Consider the following 14,209-nt stretch of genomic DNA (forward strand, 5'->3'; position numbering starts at 1 on the left):
TGGAAGGGCGTACCAGTTGGGCACTGCCGCTTGGTACGAGCTTAGCTACTCTCCAGTCACTTGACCTGCAGGGATGGCAGAGCGGGTTGCCTGTGACGAGTGGATATGCGAGACGGCGATTGCTCGGTAGAGTCGTCTAGTTACAGATGGTTGTGGGGACAACCAAAGTGCCTTTTGGCTGCCGACGTCCTGGGGAGGGCCTGCAGCACATGAGTCGTCGCTCTACTGGTTTTGTCGGCGTGTGGGCAGAGGCGCAGCGGCAGCAGCAGCGCCAGATGGAAGCCGAAGCCAGACAGCGGAGGCAAGAAGCACAGCAAGCGCGGGCCTACCAGCGGCGAGCTGCCCAGAGCCATCGCGAGTACAGGCAGGCAGAGGCGCTACGCCGCACGGAGGAACTGGACGCACAGGTCGCGTCCCTGCAAGGCCTCCTGGCCTCGGGTTGCCAAGCCCCGGCTTTCAGGGCTTCCTCGCTCACGCGCCCCGAGGAGGTCCAGCCCTTCGCGCCTGGGCCGTTGGCGCAGCCCGTGCCCATGCCGGATTTCAATCAATACCAAACGCAGAGCGGTTGGACTGCGAGTCGCCGGGCTCAGGCGCAGGCTGAAGCGCGGGCGCGCTTCGAGCGGGACTGGCACGCTGCCCAGGCGGCGGAGGCTCACCGACAGCAGCAACTAGCCTCGTACCAGCGGGAGTACCAGCAATGGGCCGATGCTCAGCTGGCTGAGGTACGTGCGCACAACGCAGGCGTCGTCGCACTAACCGAAGGCGTAAGGCGCCGAGATCCCGATTCCGTGGTCGAGTACTTCTCCGCAGCGCTCTACGCCTCAACGGCGTGGCCTGAAGGTTTCCCGCGTCAGATTGCGGCGGCCTACGACTCAGCCGCCCGACAGTTGGTGCTGGATTGGGAGTTGCCCGCCTACGGCATCGTCCCTGAGGCCAAGTCCGTTCGGTACATGTATGGAACCGATCAGGACAAGGAGACCCCCCGCCCGGTAAGCCAGCGTCGAGCTTTATACAGGGAGGTGGTGGCGCAGTGCATGCTGCTCGTACTGCACGAACTTTTCGCCGCGGACGAGTTGGGCGCACTTGAGTCGGTGGCCTTGAACGGGTTCGTGGATGGCCACGACCCTACGACGGGCCGACCGGGCCATATCTTCCTCGCAACTGTCATGGCTTCGCGCTCTTCCTTCCGTGAACTGCACCTGGCGCAGGTGGACGCAGGCAGTTGCCTGGCTGACGGACTGCGAGGGCAGCTCTCGGCTCGGCCGGACCAACTCACACCTGTACGGGTGAGTCGGCGACCGCAAGATGTTGGGAACCGCGTTGTCGCTCACGGCAGCGATGAGGAACCGGACCTGTACGAGATGGATCCGGTTGCGTTCGAGGGACTCGTCGCAGATCTCTTCCGGGCGATGGGGATGCAGGCGGTGACGACCCAGCGCTCAAACGACGGCGGTGTGGATGTAGACGCGCTGGATCCGACACCGATCCGAGGCGGCAAGATCGTCGTACAGGTGAAGCGCTACCGCAACACGGTTCCCCCCACTGCTGTGCGTGACCTGTACGGGACTGTGCAGGACGCCGGGGCCAACAAGGGTGTCCTCGTCACGACGTCAGGGTTCGGCCCTGGCTCACACACCTTCGCCAACGGCAAGCCGCTTGAGCTCATCTCGGGTGCGGAGCTCGTCGACCTGCTGCATCGTCATGGGCTGCGTGGGCGACTGGGCGAGGGAAGCCGTCAAGCCGCAGCGCAGCCGGCACCGACGAGTCCGGACACTCGGCTGCCCGACGACTACAACATCCTGGGCATGTCGTGGACGGGAAGCGTCGCCTTGGACGTGTGTGCTCTCGTCTGCCGTGGCAACCGCGTCCTCAGCGACGAACACTTCGTGTTCTTCAACAACCCACAGACCCCGGACGGCTCAGTGCGTGCCCTTCCTGCCGCCGCGCCGGACAAGGCCGCGATCTGCGTGTCCTTCGACGGATTGCCCGAGACGGCTGACCGGTTCGTACTCGTGGCCGCCATCGACCCAGAGGTCAACCCGGACGCCGATCTGTCCGGCTTCACCGATGCCCGCATCCGGCTGCTCGATCCCGGCATGGTCGAACTGGGACGGCTTGAGGTCTCTGACGGCCGACCGCGCGAGAGTGCCTTGGTACTCGGATCCTTCCGCCGAAGGTCCACCGGCGACTGGGACTTCGTACTCGGCGGCAAGGGCTACACGGGCGGTCTTGAGGAACTGGTCCAGGACTTCGGCATCGTAGTGGAGTAGATCCGCCGGAGGCCCTGCTGATAGCTCCATGGATGGGGCTGTAGACACGGCTTGATGACCCACGTCAAGCCGCGTCCACAGTCCTTTACGGGGCGCAATCACGTGGGATCGCTGCTGCGAAATGCGACAGTTTGAGCACTGCCGCCCAGTGCGTCTCCTGTACTGGGCGTTGCCACGCCTCGGCTGCTCAGGCCGTGCGCCGGTCCGTGGAGAGCAGCCACCGCCAGCGTTGGCGTTCCATGACGAGGGTGGTGGCCACAAGGAGTGACACGAGGGCTGCCGCATAGACGGGCCATGCCAACCACGAGGCGATCGCGGCCGCAACGAGTTGGAGCAGCACGAGCAGGATCGTGACGGTGCCCGAGACAGGGATGATCACTTGTGCCTTGTCTCCCGGAGTGGAGAAGACGGTCGGCAGGCCGATCAGTATCACCACCGCCAAGACGGCGAGCAGCCATGAGTACTTGGACAACGCCCACGGTGTGGCCACCCAGGCGACGAGTTCCGTGGCGAAGCGCAAGGCGGATGCGATGCGGTCGTCCGGTCTTTCCACGTTCGTCCCCCACGAGAAGTGTTCGACCACCAGCGGAAGATCCTACGACGAGTCACGCGACGGCGAGGGCTCGACAATCCTCGGCTGAGAACACGACGTGAAGGATCTCAGTCCTGAACAGGGTGGTGAACGCGGCTTGATGACCCACGTCATCCTGTCCCGCTTCCACTCGGCGGGGAAACGGCCCTCGCGGACGGCGGGCAGGCCGATTTCCGGGGAGTACGCCTGGTAGACGGTGATCGTGGATTCCGAGTGGGCCGCACGGATCCTGCGTCGCGGTTCTTCCATGGCGTACAGCGTGGAGTCGGTCGGTCCAGGCGGCCACTGGTTTTCGACCATGGTTCGCCGCGACGGAGAGCGCCGACGGCACCGCCGTGTGGGCAGCCGGTGCCACGGTTCTTCAAGGTGGTCGGCGACCGCGGGGCGGGTTGGGCGGGCACGGAATCGCTGGGAACGCTCGCGCGTTGAGATCAGTGGGCATGGGATGCCGGTGGTGTGCGAGCCGAGTAGCCCTAGTGATCGAGCTGACACGCATTGGAGGGGCCGTAATGGCTACGCAGACGCAGAGGGCCGTGCTGGCTGGCGGATGCTTCTGGGGGATGGAGGAACTGATCCGCCGGCTCCCGGGCGTGACGGCGACCCGGGTCGGATACACGGGGGGTGACGTGCCGAACGCGACGTACCGTAACCACGGCACGCACGCGGAGGCCATTGAGATCCTTTTCGACCCCGCGAAGACCGACTTCCGCGCGATCCTGGAGTTCTTCTTCCAGATCCACGACCCGAGCACCAAGAACCGCCAGGGCAACGACATCGGCCTCAGCTACCGCTCGGCGATCTACTACGAGGACGACGAGCAGAAGCGGATCGCCGAGGACACGATCGCGGATGTGGACGCTTCTGGACTGTGGCCCGGCAAGGTCGTCACCGAGGTGGAGCCGGTCGGCCCCTTCTGGGAGGCCGAACCCGAGCACCAGGACTACCTGCAGCGTTACCCGAACGGCTACACCTGCCACTTCCCACGCCCGGGATGGCGGCTGCCCTCCCGCGCGGAGGGCTGACCGCGAGGCGGCCCGGCGGAAGGCGGAGGTCGACCGGCCAAGCGGCTCCGCTGCCGGGCCGCGCTTGCGCCTACGGGGCCGGGGCCGCCCCTCTGTGGACGAGCCGGCGGCGGGGCAGTCGGGGAAGGGCGCAGCGGGTGCGGCGATCCGGCTGGAGGACCGGCGATCTCCAGGCCATCCGGGCAGGGGCCCGACAACGGGTGGCCGAGGACCGTGGGTGGCGCTCGGGGACCGTGAAGGCCGGGTGCCCGACGCGGGTGTCCGACGGCCTCCGGTCCCGTTCAGGCCTGCAGCGTCGCCGGGCTGCCGCCGTTCGCCTCGTAGCCCGCCACCGCCAGCGCCCGGTATATCGCGTAGTCCGCGGCAGGGTCGGCCGTGAGAGTCCACGGCAGGGCGCCCACGTGGCCGTCGACGTGGACGAGCTGGTTCATCGCCTCGGCCCAGCGCTCGCCGCGGACCAGGAAGGACACCAGGAGGTGGCGCACATGGGCCAGCATCGGATCGTCCGGGCGGGCCGCGTGGACCGCGAACAGCGCGCCGTGGACCGCCTTCGTCACGACCTCGCTCTGGTAGAAGCCGCTGACCAGGTTCACCTCGGGCAGGTGCTCGAGGACCGCGAACAGGGGCATGGCCGCCAGGAGTGACCCCTGCGGCGCACGGGCCGCGGCCGCCTCCGCGAACGCGTACGCCAGCTCCCGCGAGCCGTGCCACTTCTCGCACCAGTAGTGCAGCGCCGCCAGATGCGCACCCATGTGCGTCGGGGCGCGGTCCAGGATCTTCAGCCAGAGCTTCTCGAACTCCGGCTGCGGGTAGGCGAGCCCGCGCGCCACCGACAGCTCGATGATGTACGGGATCGGGTCACCCGGAGCCAGCAGCGCCGCCTCGCCGCAGGCCGCCTTCGCCTCCTCCATGATGATCCGGAAGTCGTCCGTGCCCGGCGTCGACGTCCGCCAGGCCTGCTGCACCAGGAACTCCGCGTGCACCGCCGCCCCGCCCGCGTCCTTCGGCGCCTCGGCCCGCCACACGCGCAGCCACTGCCCGCCGGGGGACTCGCTCACCCCGCCCGGACGCTGCTGCAGCTCCAGCGCCGCGGCGCCCGCGAAGGCCTGTACCCGCTGCCACCGCCGCTCGCCCTCCGCCTCGGTGCCCGCGAGCAGCTGCGACGCGGCGCGGTGGTTCTGCGTGCCCTGCACCACGTCCAGTACGTCCAGCAGGTCCTGGTCGGGGCCGGGCATGCGGATGTCCAGCTCCTCCTGCCGTACGAAGCCGTAGTTCGCCGGGTCCGCGGCGTCCGGGTCGCCGGGCGCCACCTGCTGGATTCCGGCACGCCTGCGCATCAGGACCGGGCCGATGACGAAGCTCATCATGACCAGCGCGATCAGGACCCAGAGAATCTCCATGGCTCAAGCGAACCAGACGGCTCTGACAATTGGCCAACCCGGTCGGGTCACGGCTTCGTTGCCGGCCGGAGCAGCGGTGGGGGCCACGCGTTGGTTCCTGGTCGGGCCACCCGTCCGCTCCCGGTCCGGCGCACGCGATTGTTGCCGGTTGGCGGCGTCACACGGCGTCCGGCGCCATCGGCGCGCCGCGCGCATTACGCTCGATGCCCATGAGCGACAGGCACATCAGTCAGCACTTCGAGACACTCGCGATCCACGCGGGCAACACCGCGGATCCCCTCACCGGCGCGGTCGTCCCGCCGATCTACCAGGTCTCGACCTACAAGCAGGACGGCGTGGGCGGCCTGCGCGGCGGATACGAGTACAGCCGCAGCGCGAACCCCACCCGAACCGCGCTGGAGGAGAACCTCGCCGCCCTGGAGGGCGGACGCCGTGGTCTCGCGTTCGCGTCCGGGCTGGCCGCAGAGGACTGCCTGTTGCGTACGCTCCTCAGCCCCGGCGACCACGTGGTCATCCCGAACGACGCGTACGGCGGCACGTTCCGCCTGTTCGCGAAGGTCGTCTCGCGGTGGGGGGTGGAATGGTCGGTCGCCGACACCAGCGATCCCGCCGCCGTACGGGCCGCGGTCACCCCGAAGACCAAGGCCGTGTGGGTGGAGACCCCCTCCAACCCGCTCCTCGGCATCACCGACATCGCCGCCGTCGCGCAGGTCGCCCGTGAGGCCGGCGCCAGGCTCGTCGTCGACAACACCTTCGCCACCCCGTACCTCCAGCAGCCGCTCGGGCTCGGCGCGGACGTCGTCGTGCACTCCCTGACCAAGTACATGGGCGGTCACTCGGACGTGGTCGGCGGCGCGCTCGTCGTCAGCGACCAGGAACTGGGCGAGGAGCTGGCGTTCCACCAGAACGCGATGGGCGCGGTCGCCGGGCCCTTCGACTCCTGGCTGGTGCTGCGCGGGACCAAGACGCTCGCCGTGCGCATGGACCGGCACAGTGAGAACGCCACCAGGGTGGCCGACATGCTCAGCCGGCACGCGCGCGTGACGCGCGTGTTGTACCCGGGCCTCCCTGAGCACCCGGGTCACGAGGTCGCCGCCAAGCAGATGAAGGCGTTCGGCGGCATGGTGTCGTTCCAGGTGGAGGGCGGCGAGGAGGCGGCCGTCGAGGTCTGCGACCGCGCCAAGGTCTTCACGCTCGGCGAGTCCCTGGGCGGTGTCGAGTCCCTGATCGAGCACCCGGGGCGCATGACGCACGCGTCGGCGGCCGGCTCGGCGCTGGAGGTGCCCGCCGATCTCGTACGTCTCTCCGTGGGCATCGAGAACGTCGACGACCTCCTGGAGGACCTGCAGCAGGCCCTGGGCTAGTCCGCAGCAGGTCCCGGCTGGTCACCAGCAGTCCCTGGGCCGGTCACCAACCGGTGACCGGGGGAGTCGTGTCCGACGGCGGCTCCACCCAGGGGTGCGCCATCGACGCCCACACGGCGAACGCGACCACCGCGGCCAGCAGCACCAGCCACATGACGCGGCGAGCCAGGGTCCTGCGGCGCAGCATGCGCCCGCCGCGCCGCACCACCTCCCCGTACAGATCGGGCGGCACCGGGGGCGGTGTCCGCTCCAGCATCCGCCGCACGGCCGCCTCCCGCTCGTGCAGGCTCATGAGCCACCTCCGGCGGGTCTCACGACGGCGCCACCTTCGCCTCCACGGCCGTCGGCGCGGGCTTGCGCGGCGGGTGGAGCAGGGTCGCCATCGCGCGGGCGCAGATCGTGTGCACGCGTTCTACGGGCAGTCCGAGCAGCGCCGCCGTCTGCTCCTCGGCGACGCCCTCGTACAGCCTGAGGACGACGATCAGCCGCTGCTGGGGGCTGAGCCCCGCCAGAACGCTCACGGGAGCGGCACGCAACCGGCCGTACTGGTGCCACGCCCCGCGCGCGAAACGCACGGCCAGCTGCTGACGCGTCCGGTCGTAGGGGTCCTCGCCGCGCAGCCGGTCCCACGAGGCGTACGTGTGGGCGAGGGCCAGGGTCAGCAGGCGACGCGCGCGGGGGTTGTCGTCCGGCGGTTCCGCCGTGAGCAGCGTCGCGGCATGGAGGAGCCGCCCAGCCGCGCCCGCGACGAACGCCTCGAACTCCCGGGCCCGGCGGGCGCCTTGGGACGCCTGCCGTTCTCGCACCGCGCCTCCCTCTGAGGGCACCCCGACGAAAAGACCGGCCCCGGCCGGGTACGGAGAACGCGACAGCCGTACGACAGGGGCCCGATCTCATATCAGACCGAGGGCGGCCCCACGGTCAAGAGCCGTGCGGGGCCGGAGCCGGACGCCGTGGAGCCGCGCGCCACCGGTGGAACGGTCCCCACGCGCGCGTGGCGGACGATCGTGGGCCACGCGCGGGCGCGCGGTGGACGCGACCGGCACCGTTCAGGACGCGGGCGACGAGTCCCCCACGCCGACCCCCGTGACGGCCATGCGGGCGGAGAGGGCCGTGTTGAAGCGGGTGAGGAGGGTGCAGAACGTCTCTCGCTCCTCAGGTGCCCAGTCGTGGGTCAGCTCGGCCATCAACTGACGCCTCGACGAGCGGACTTCCTCCAGACGGGACTGCCCGCGCGGGGACAGCTGGAGGACCACCGCGCGCCCGTCCTCGGGGTGCGAGGCGCGCTTGACGAGCCCGGTGTCGACGAGCGGGGCCACCTGACGGGTGACCGTCGACGAGTCGATCCCCATGCTCGCGGCCAGCGCCTTGACGCCCATCGGGCCTTCCTTGTCGAGACGGTTGAGCAGCAGGTACGCGGCGCGGTCCATGGAGTTGCGCACCTGCCCGACACCGCCGAGCCGGGTCTGTTCGGCACGGCGCGCGAAAACCGCCACCTCGTGCTGCAGCGCGTCGAGAAGACCGGTGTCACCGACGGTCGACATGTCCATCGACATTTCAGGTGTTGTGGGCATGGCCGGGGGCTCACTTCATTGCGAGGGTGCTGGGTTGGGGGACAGAGTACGCGGCGGACAGGCACGTCGTGCGGGCGCTTCGCAAACCAGTTTCGCCCCTTGGTCACTCCGGCGTCCTGCCGCTGTGAACTGCGAGACTGGTGGTCATGAGCTACAGCACGGCTGACTCCTTGCCACGAGTGACCCTCGACGACGTGCGGGGCGCCCAGAAGATGCTCACGGGGGTCGCGCGGGTCACCGCCATGGAGGGCAGCAGGCACCTGTCGCAGCTGGTCGGCGCGCCGGTGCACCTCAAGTGCGAGAACCTGCAGCGGACCGGTTCGTTCAAGCTGCGCGGCGCGTACGTGCGGATCGCCGGGCTGCTGCCCGAGCAGCGTGCCGCGGGAGTCGTCGCGGCGAGCGCGGGCAACCACGCGCAGGGCGTCGCGCTGGCTTCCGCACTTCTCGGAGTGCGCGCCACCGTCTTCATGCCGAAGGGCGCCCCGCTGCCCAAGATCAGCGCGACGCGCGAGTACGGCGCCGACGTGCGCCTGCACGGCGTGGTCGTCGACGAGACGCTGGCGGCGGCACAGGAGTACGCGGCGGAGACGGGCGCGGTGTTCATCCATCCCTTCGACCACCCCGACATCATCGCGGGCCAGGGCACGGTGGGCCTGGAGATCCTGGAACAGTGCCCCGAAGTGCGCACGATCGTCGTAGGGATCGGCGGGGGCGGGCTGGTCGCGGGCATCGCGACCGCCGTGAAGGCGCTGCGCCCGGACGTACGGATCGTGGGTGTGCAGGCGGAGGGCGCGGCCGCGTATCCGCCCTCGCTGGCGGCCGGGCGCCCGGTGGCGATCGAGAATCCGGCGACGATGGCGGACGGGATCAAGGTCGGGCGACCGGGGGACGTGCCGTTCGGCATCGTCCGCGAGCTGGTCGACGAGGTCCGTACGGTCTCCGAGGACCGCCTGTCGGCCGCGCTGCTGCTCTGCCTGGAGCGGGCCAAGCTGGTCGTGGAGCCGGCGGGGGCAAGCCCGGTCGCGGCGCTGCTGAGCGGGCCGGGGGCCTTCGAGGGGCCGGTGGTCGCGGTGCTGTCCGGCGGGAACGTCGACCCGGTCCTGATGCAGCGCGTGCTGCGGCACGGCATGTCCGCGCAGGGCCGCTACCTGGCCGTTCGGCTGCGCCTGACGGACCGGCCGGGCGCCCTTGCGACACTTTTGGGCACGTTGTCAGTGGTGGACGCTAACGTCCTCGATGTGAGTCACGTGCGGACCGATCCACGGCTCGGACTCACGGAGGCGGAGGTCGAGCTGCACCTGGAGACGAAGGGCCCGGAGCACTGCGCCGAGGTCGGCCAGGCACTGCGGAACGCGGGCTACACGGTCATGGACTGACCCGCCGCCCGCGTCGGCGGACATCGTTCGTTCCGCCATCGGCCGAGGTCAGAGCCCCTGCGTCACTCGTTCGGGAAAATCCATTGAGAGACGCGATACATCGCGTTATGGTGTGTGTCGCTGGGAGTCCGCCGACGGGTCAGAGCCCGCCCGGCGCATCCATCAAAGCGCGCAGACATAGTCCTTTCCGAAGAAATCCCCAACGACGTGGAGAAATACATGCCAGGCGCCATCTATGCCGAAGGCCTGGTGAAGACCTTCGGTGACGTAAGGGCACTGGACGGCGTCGACCTCGATGTCCCAGAGGGCACGGTGCTGGGTCTGCTCGGGCCGAACGGCGCGGGCAAGACGACGGCCGTCCGCTGTCTGACCACCCTGCTGAGACCCGACAGCGGCACGGCCGTCGTCGCGGGCATCGACGTCCTCAAGAACCCCGACGCCGTACGACGCTCGGTCGGCCTGTCCGGCCAGTTCGCCGCGGTCGACGAATACCTGACCGGCCGGGAGAACCTGCAGATGGTCGGCCAGCTCTACCAGATGAGGGCGAAGGCCGCCAAGGCTCGCGCGGACGAGCTGCTGGAGCAGTTCCACCTCGCGGACGCGGCCGACCGCACCGCGAAGACCTACTCCGGCGGTATGCGCCGCCGCCTCGACCTGGCGGCAGCACTGGTCGTCTCACCACCGGTGATGTTCATGGACGAGCCCACGACCGGCCTCGACCCGCGCAACCGTCAGCAGCTGTGGGACGTCATCAAGCAGCTGGTCTCCGGCGGCACCACCCTGCTGCTGACCACTCAGTACCTCGAAGAGGCCGACCACCTGGCGCACGACATCGCGGTCGTCGACCACGGCCACGTCATCGCCCGCGGCACCTCCGACCAGCTCAAGGCGCGCACCGGGGGAGAGCGCGTCGAGATCGTGGTCCACGAGCGCGAGCACATACAGGCCGCGGTGGAGGTGCTTGGCGGCTTCGGCAAGGGCGACACCACCGTCGAGGACCACATGCGCAAGATCACCACGCCTGTTTCCGGTGGGGCGAAGCTCCTCGCCGAAGTCATCCGCGAGCTGGACACCCGCGGCATCGAGATCGACGACATCGGACTGCGCCGGCCCACCCTGGACGACGTCTTCCTCTCCCTGACGGGACACGTCGCCGAGGCGAAGGACGAGGAACACGGCACGCCCCAGGACGCCAAGGGCCCCAAGCGCGGAAAGGAGGCCGCCAAGTGAGCGCCACCACCGACGCCGTGCCCGTAGCGGCACCCGTGAACCCGATCGCCCAGTCCATTCGCGACTCCCTGGTCGTCGCGAAACGGAACCTCATCCGGATGTCCAGAATCCCGGAAATGGTGATCTTCGGGCTCATCCAGCCGATCATGTTCGTGGTGCTGTTCAGCTACGTGTTCGGCGGCTCCATGAACATCGGGGGCACCACGGACCCGACCACCTATCGCGAGTTCCTGATGGCCGGCATCTTCGCGCAGACCGTGACCTTCGCCACCGCGGGCGCCGGCGCGGGCATCGCCGACGACATGCACAAGGGGCTCATCGACCGCTTCCGCTCCCTGCCCATGGCCCGCGGCGCGGTGCTGACCGGGCGGACGCTCGCCGACCTGGTGCAGACCGCCCTCACCCTGCTCGTCCTGGCCGTGGTCGCCCTCCTGGTCGGCTGGCGCACCCACACCAACATCGGCGAGGTGCTCGGCGCCTTCGGCCTGCTCCTCCTCCTCGGATACGCGTTCACCTGGATCGGCGCGCTGATCGGCCTCTCCGTGCGCACACCCGAGGCAGCCACCTCCGGCGGCCTGATCTGGCTCTTCCCGGTCACGTTCATCTCGAACGCGTTCGTGGACTCCAGCCGTATGACGCCCTGGCTGCGGCATGTCGCCGACTGGAACCCGTTCAGCGCCACCGTGCAGGCGTGCCGCGAGCTCTTCGGCAATCCCGGAGTGTCCCCGTCGGACGCCTGGCCCATGCAGCACCCGGTATGGGCCTCACTGATCTACTCGGTTCTGATCGTCCTCATATTCAGGACGCTGGCGGTACGGAAGTACCGCTCGGCGACGGCGTGACACCGGGGCGGGCATGACGATGCCCCCGGTGCCGCGAAGGGCGCCGGGGGCATCGCCGGAAAACCGGTCCGCGCAGTCAGCCCTGGTAGGGCTCGGCCTTGAGGATCTTCACCGAGGCCAGCTTGCCGTTCGGCAGCTCGTACTCGGCGTCCTCGCCGACCTTCTTGCCGATCACGCCGGAGCCCAGCGGGGACTGGGGTGAGTAGGTCTCGATGTCGGCGCTCGCGTACTCGCGGGAGGCGAGCAGGAACGCCAGCGTGTCGTCCTCGTCACCGTCGAAGGCGATGGTCACGACCATGCCGGGTGCCACCGCACCGTCCGCCGCCGGAGCCTCGCCGACCTTGGCGGTCTCCAGAAGCTGGGTCAGCTGGCGCACACGGAGCTCCTGCTTGCCCTGCTCTTCCTTGGCCGCGTGGTACCCGCCGTTCTCGCGCAGGTCCCCCTCCTCGCGCGCGGCCGCGATCTTGGCGGCGATCTCCGTGCGCGCAGGACCAGTAAGGTACTCAAGCTCGCTCCGGAGCTTGTTGTACGCCTCCTGGGTCAGCCAGGTGACGTTCTCGCTGGTCTGGGTCACAGGTGCTCCTCGTAGGTACTGGGAATACAAAGCATCGCCCTACCCAGAAGAATGTTCCTTCACGAGTGGGCGAAACCACGAGCCTAACAATTCAACAGCCGAAGGGGGAGGACATAAGCCATCAGAATTACGTCGGCGCAGGTCAGCGCGGTAGTCGACGGGAGTGATGTGGGCCGGTCGGCGGTAGTGCGGGGTGAGAGTTCAGTTGGCGTGACAGCCGAGCAGTTCGGCGGTGGTGCCACGGGAGGTGGTACGGAGCGTGACGACCTTGTCGATACGGGTGGCGTCCCCGTCGAAGTGGAAGTCCCGTCGACCGACCTCGGCGCCGTCCTCGGCCTGGGAGCGCAGTGTGCAGTACCCGCTCGCACCCGCGTCCTTGCGCACCTCCAGGTGCACCTTGACCTCGGTCGCCGAGGTCTCGAAGGCGATCACCTCGGCGCTGATCTTGTTGCCGCCGACGTAGTGGTACGCGAACCAGCCGATGAGAACGAGCAGGCCGGCGCCCAGCACCGCACCGACGATCTTGAGCGTGCGGTCGGCGCGCTCGTCCGCGGAGCGGCCGTACCGGCCCTCGGGCAGCCGCGTGCTCGCCGTGCTCATGCGTCGTCCTCTCGGAAGCGGGCCCGGACGAAGGTCCTGAAAGGGCCCGCGGGGCCGGTCCCGGAATTTTTCGCCCCCCGGTTCGGTCACTATAGAAGCCGCCCGACACCCGGGTTCACGCCGGGGCGAGTCACACGAGTCACCGAGTTCAGAGCGGGCGCCGACTTACGAGGGATTGAGTCTTGACTGACCAGCTGCGACTGATGGCCGTGCACGCGCACCCCGACGACGAGTCGAGCAAGGGTGCGGCCACCATGGCGAAGTACGTGTCCGAGGGGGTGGACGTGCTGGTGGTGACCTGCACGGGCGGGGAGCGCGGGTCCATCCTCAACCCCAAGCTGCAGGGCGACAAGTACGTCGAGGAGCACATCCACGAGGTACGCAAGAAGGAGATGGACGAGGCGCGCGAGATCCTCGGCGTCAAGCAGGAATGGCTCGGCTTCATCGACTCCGGGCTGCCCGAGGGCGACCCGCTGCCGCCGCTGCCCGAGGGCTGCTTCGCCCTCGAGGACGTCGACAAGGCGGCCGGTGAGCTGGTGCGGAAGATCCGCTCGTTCCGCCCGCAGGTGATCACGACGTACGACGAGAACGGCGGATACCCGCACCCCGACCACATCATGACCCACAAGATCTCCATGGTGGCGTTCGAAGGGGCGGCGGACACCGAGAAGTACCCGGAGGCGGAGTACGGCCCCGCCTACCAGCCGCGGAAGCTCTACTACAACCAGGGCTTCAACCGCCCGCGTACCGAGGCGCTGCACCAGGCGATGCTGGATCGCGGCCTGGACTCGCCGTACGGGGAGTGGCTCAAGCGGTGGAGCGAGATCGAGCGCACCGAGCGCACGCTCACCACGCACGTCCCGTGCGCCGACTTCTTCGAGATCCGCGACAAGGCACTGATCGCGCACGCCACGCAGATCGACCCCGACGGCGGCTGGTTCCGGGTTCCGATGGAGCTCCAGAAGGAGGTCTGGCCGACAGAGGAGTACGAGCTGGCGAAGTCGCTCGTGGACACCTCCCTCCCCGAGGACGACCTCTTCGCGGGCATCCGCGACAATGCCTGACATGAGCGCAAGCCTGGCACTGACACACCTCGTCCCTCTCGCCAAGGAGGTGGACGAGAACAAGGTCACCCCCGGCGTCCTCGGCTTCATCGTGTTCGCGGTGATGGCCCTGGCGGTCTGGGGTCTGATGAAGTCCATGAGCCGTCACATGGGCAAGGTCGACTTCGAGGAGGCACCGGACGACAAGTCCGGCGCCTCAGGCAAGACGGCTGCCACCGCCGCCACGGCCGCGGGCAAGACCACGGGCACACCCAAGCCACAGCAGGGCTGACCGCCGGCCCCCTGAGGGTGACCGGCGGGG

General features: G+C 68.9%; 15 protein-coding genes and 1 pseudogene. 8 read left to right on the forward strand and 8 right to left on the reverse strand.

Annotated elements, in window-relative coordinates:
• The first annotated feature begins 209 nt into the window (after positions 1 to 209).
• Positions 210 to 2,270 carry a restriction endonuclease gene (locus AB0959_RS00450; RefSeq protein WP_366823979.1) on the forward strand — a complete coding sequence of 687 codons (2,061 nt, stop codon included), beginning with the start codon at positions 210 to 212 and terminating at the stop codon, positions 2,268 to 2,270.
• Between the two features lie 187 nt (positions 2,271 to 2,457).
• Here AB0959_RS00450 and AB0959_RS00455 read toward each other — a convergent pair whose 3' ends face one another.
• Both AB0959_RS00455 and AB0959_RS00460 read right to left on the reverse strand, forming a co-directional pair.
• Positions 2,458 to 2,823: a hypothetical protein gene (locus tag AB0959_RS00455; protein ID WP_366823980.1), complete on the reverse strand. Its 366-nt coding sequence runs from the start codon at positions 2,821 to 2,823 to the stop codon at positions 2,458 to 2,460.
• A gap of 132 nt (positions 2,824 to 2,955) precedes the next feature.
• Positions 2,956 to 3,111 (reverse strand): annotated as a pseudogene (locus AB0959_RS00460) (DUF4291 family protein); the annotation flags it as partial.
• A gap of 260 nt (positions 3,112 to 3,371) precedes the next feature.
• Between AB0959_RS00460 and msrA the strand changes: the two are divergent.
• Positions 3,372 to 3,884, forward strand: a complete 513-nt coding sequence (msrA, locus tag AB0959_RS00465) for a peptide-methionine (S)-S-oxide reductase MsrA (RefSeq protein ID WP_366823981.1) — start codon at positions 3,372 to 3,374, stop codon at positions 3,882 to 3,884.
• Positions 3,885 to 4,165: 281 nt separating this feature from the next.
• Here msrA and AB0959_RS00470 read toward each other — a convergent pair whose 3' ends face one another.
• Positions 4,166 to 5,284 (reverse strand): hypothetical protein, encoded by a 1,119-nt coding sequence (locus AB0959_RS00470; RefSeq protein ID WP_366823982.1) that lies wholly within the window; start codon positions 5,282 to 5,284, stop codon positions 4,166 to 4,168.
• A gap of 209 nt (positions 5,285 to 5,493) precedes the next feature.
• On the opposite strand from AB0959_RS00470, the gene AB0959_RS00475 reads away from it, so the two are divergent.
• A complete protein-coding gene (locus tag AB0959_RS00475) occupies positions 5,494 to 6,648 on the forward strand; it encodes a cystathionine gamma-synthase (protein WP_366823983.1) in 1,155 nt (384 codons plus the stop codon).
• Positions 6,649 to 6,691: 43 nt separating this feature from the next.
• Here the strand turns inward: AB0959_RS00475 and AB0959_RS00480 are convergent, their stop codons facing one another.
• From AB0959_RS00480 to AB0959_RS00490, 3 genes are all read right to left on the reverse strand, one after another.
• Positions 6,692 to 6,940: a hypothetical protein gene (locus tag AB0959_RS00480; RefSeq protein WP_366823984.1), complete on the reverse strand. Its 249-nt coding sequence runs from the start codon at positions 6,938 to 6,940 to the stop codon at positions 6,692 to 6,694.
• A gap of 19 nt (positions 6,941 to 6,959) precedes the next feature.
• The gene (locus tag AB0959_RS00485; RefSeq protein ID WP_366823985.1) at positions 6,960 to 7,454 is read right to left on the reverse strand and encodes a sigma factor-like helix-turn-helix DNA-binding protein; all 495 of its coding nucleotides are present in this window, start codon (positions 7,452 to 7,454) and stop codon (positions 6,960 to 6,962) included.
• A gap of 243 nt (positions 7,455 to 7,697) precedes the next feature.
• Entirely contained in the window at positions 7,698 to 8,204 is a 507-nt protein-coding gene (locus AB0959_RS00490) for a MarR family transcriptional regulator (protein WP_366824259.1), read from the reverse strand.
• 164 nt (positions 8,205 to 8,368) lie between these two features.
• Between AB0959_RS00490 and ilvA the strand changes: the two genes are divergently transcribed.
• The 3 genes from ilvA to AB0959_RS00505 all read left to right on the forward strand — a co-directional run bounded on the left by ilvA (position 8,369) and on the right by AB0959_RS00505 (position 11,670).
• Positions 8,369 to 9,598 carry a threonine ammonia-lyase gene (gene ilvA, locus AB0959_RS00495; protein WP_366823986.1) on the forward strand — a complete coding sequence of 410 codons (1,230 nt, stop codon included), beginning with the start codon at positions 8,369 to 8,371 and terminating at the stop codon, positions 9,596 to 9,598.
• 219 nt (positions 9,599 to 9,817) lie between these two features.
• Positions 9,818 to 10,828 (forward strand): ATP-binding cassette domain-containing protein, encoded by a 1,011-nt coding sequence (locus AB0959_RS00500; protein ID WP_366823987.1) that lies wholly within the window; start codon positions 9,818 to 9,820, stop codon positions 10,826 to 10,828.
• Positions 10,825 to 11,670 carry an ABC transporter permease gene (locus AB0959_RS00505; protein WP_366823988.1) on the forward strand — a complete coding sequence of 282 codons (846 nt, stop codon included), beginning with the start codon at positions 10,825 to 10,827 and terminating at the stop codon, positions 11,668 to 11,670. The genes AB0959_RS00500 and AB0959_RS00505 overlap by 4 nt, the downstream gene beginning before the upstream one ends.
• 76 nt (positions 11,671 to 11,746) lie before the next feature.
• On the opposite strand, the gene greA is transcribed toward AB0959_RS00505, so the two are convergent.
• Together greA and AB0959_RS00515 are read right to left on the reverse strand one after the other, a co-directional pair.
• Positions 11,747 to 12,244, reverse strand: a complete 498-nt coding sequence (gene greA / locus AB0959_RS00510; RefSeq protein WP_366823989.1) for a transcription elongation factor GreA — start codon at positions 12,242 to 12,244, stop codon at positions 11,747 to 11,749.
• Between the two features lie 201 nt (positions 12,245 to 12,445).
• On the reverse strand, positions 12,446 to 12,844 hold the full coding sequence (locus AB0959_RS00515; RefSeq protein WP_366823990.1) for a DUF4307 domain-containing protein: 399 nt from the start codon (positions 12,842 to 12,844) through the stop codon (positions 12,446 to 12,448).
• A gap of 182 nt (positions 12,845 to 13,026) precedes the next feature.
• Here AB0959_RS00515 and mca point away from each other — a divergent pair, with 182 nt between their 5' ends.
• Complete coding sequence (gene mca, locus AB0959_RS00520) at positions 13,027 to 13,908, forward strand: mycothiol conjugate amidase Mca (RefSeq protein WP_366823991.1); 882 nt, start codon at positions 13,027 to 13,029, stop codon at positions 13,906 to 13,908.
• 1 nt (position 13,909) lies between these two features.
• Positions 13,910 to 14,179, forward strand: coding sequence for a hypothetical protein (locus AB0959_RS00525; RefSeq protein ID WP_366823992.1), 270 nt, complete (start codon positions 13,910 to 13,912; stop codon positions 14,177 to 14,179).
• Positions 14,180 to 14,209 lie beyond the last annotated feature (30 nt).

This window comes from Streptomyces sp. NPDC046862, assembly GCF_040704615.1.
GTDB lineage: Bacteria > Actinomycetota > Actinomycetes > Streptomycetales > Streptomycetaceae > Streptomyces.

What these genes read in the sequence shown, in the direction of transcription:
- AB0959_RS00500 (WP_366823987.1), top strand. Translation starts at nt 9,818, where the DNA reads ATGCCAGGCGCCATCTATGCCGAAGGCCTGGTGAAGACCTTCGGTGAC.
- AB0959_RS00480 (WP_366823984.1), bottom strand. Translation starts at nt 6,940, where the DNA reads ATGAGCCTGCACGAGCGGGAGGCGGCCGTGCGGCGGATGCTGGAGCGG.
- AB0959_RS00450 (WP_366823979.1), top strand. Translation starts at nt 210, where the DNA reads ATGAGTCGTCGCTCTACTGGTTTTGTCGGCGTGTGGGCAGAGGCGCAG.
- AB0959_RS00475 (WP_366823983.1), top strand. Translation starts at nt 5,494, where the DNA reads ATGAGCGACAGGCACATCAGTCAGCACTTCGAGACACTCGCGATCCAC.
- msrA (WP_366823981.1), top strand. Translation starts at nt 3,372, where the DNA reads ATGGCTACGCAGACGCAGAGGGCCGTGCTGGCTGGCGGATGCTTCTGG.
- AB0959_RS00490 (WP_366824259.1), bottom strand. Translation starts at nt 8,204, where the DNA reads ATGTCGATGGACATGTCGACCGTCGGTGACACCGGTCTTCTCGACGCG.
- AB0959_RS00515 (WP_366823990.1), bottom strand. Translation starts at nt 12,844, where the DNA reads ATGAGCACGGCGAGCACGCGGCTGCCCGAGGGCCGGTACGGCCGCTCC.
- AB0959_RS00525 (WP_366823992.1), top strand. Translation starts at nt 13,910, where the DNA reads ATGAGCGCAAGCCTGGCACTGACACACCTCGTCCCTCTCGCCAAGGAG.
- AB0959_RS00470 (WP_366823982.1), bottom strand. Translation starts at nt 5,284, where the DNA reads ATGGAGATTCTCTGGGTCCTGATCGCGCTGGTCATGATGAGCTTCGTC.
- ilvA (WP_366823986.1), top strand. Translation starts at nt 8,369, where the DNA reads ATGAGCTACAGCACGGCTGACTCCTTGCCACGAGTGACCCTCGACGAC.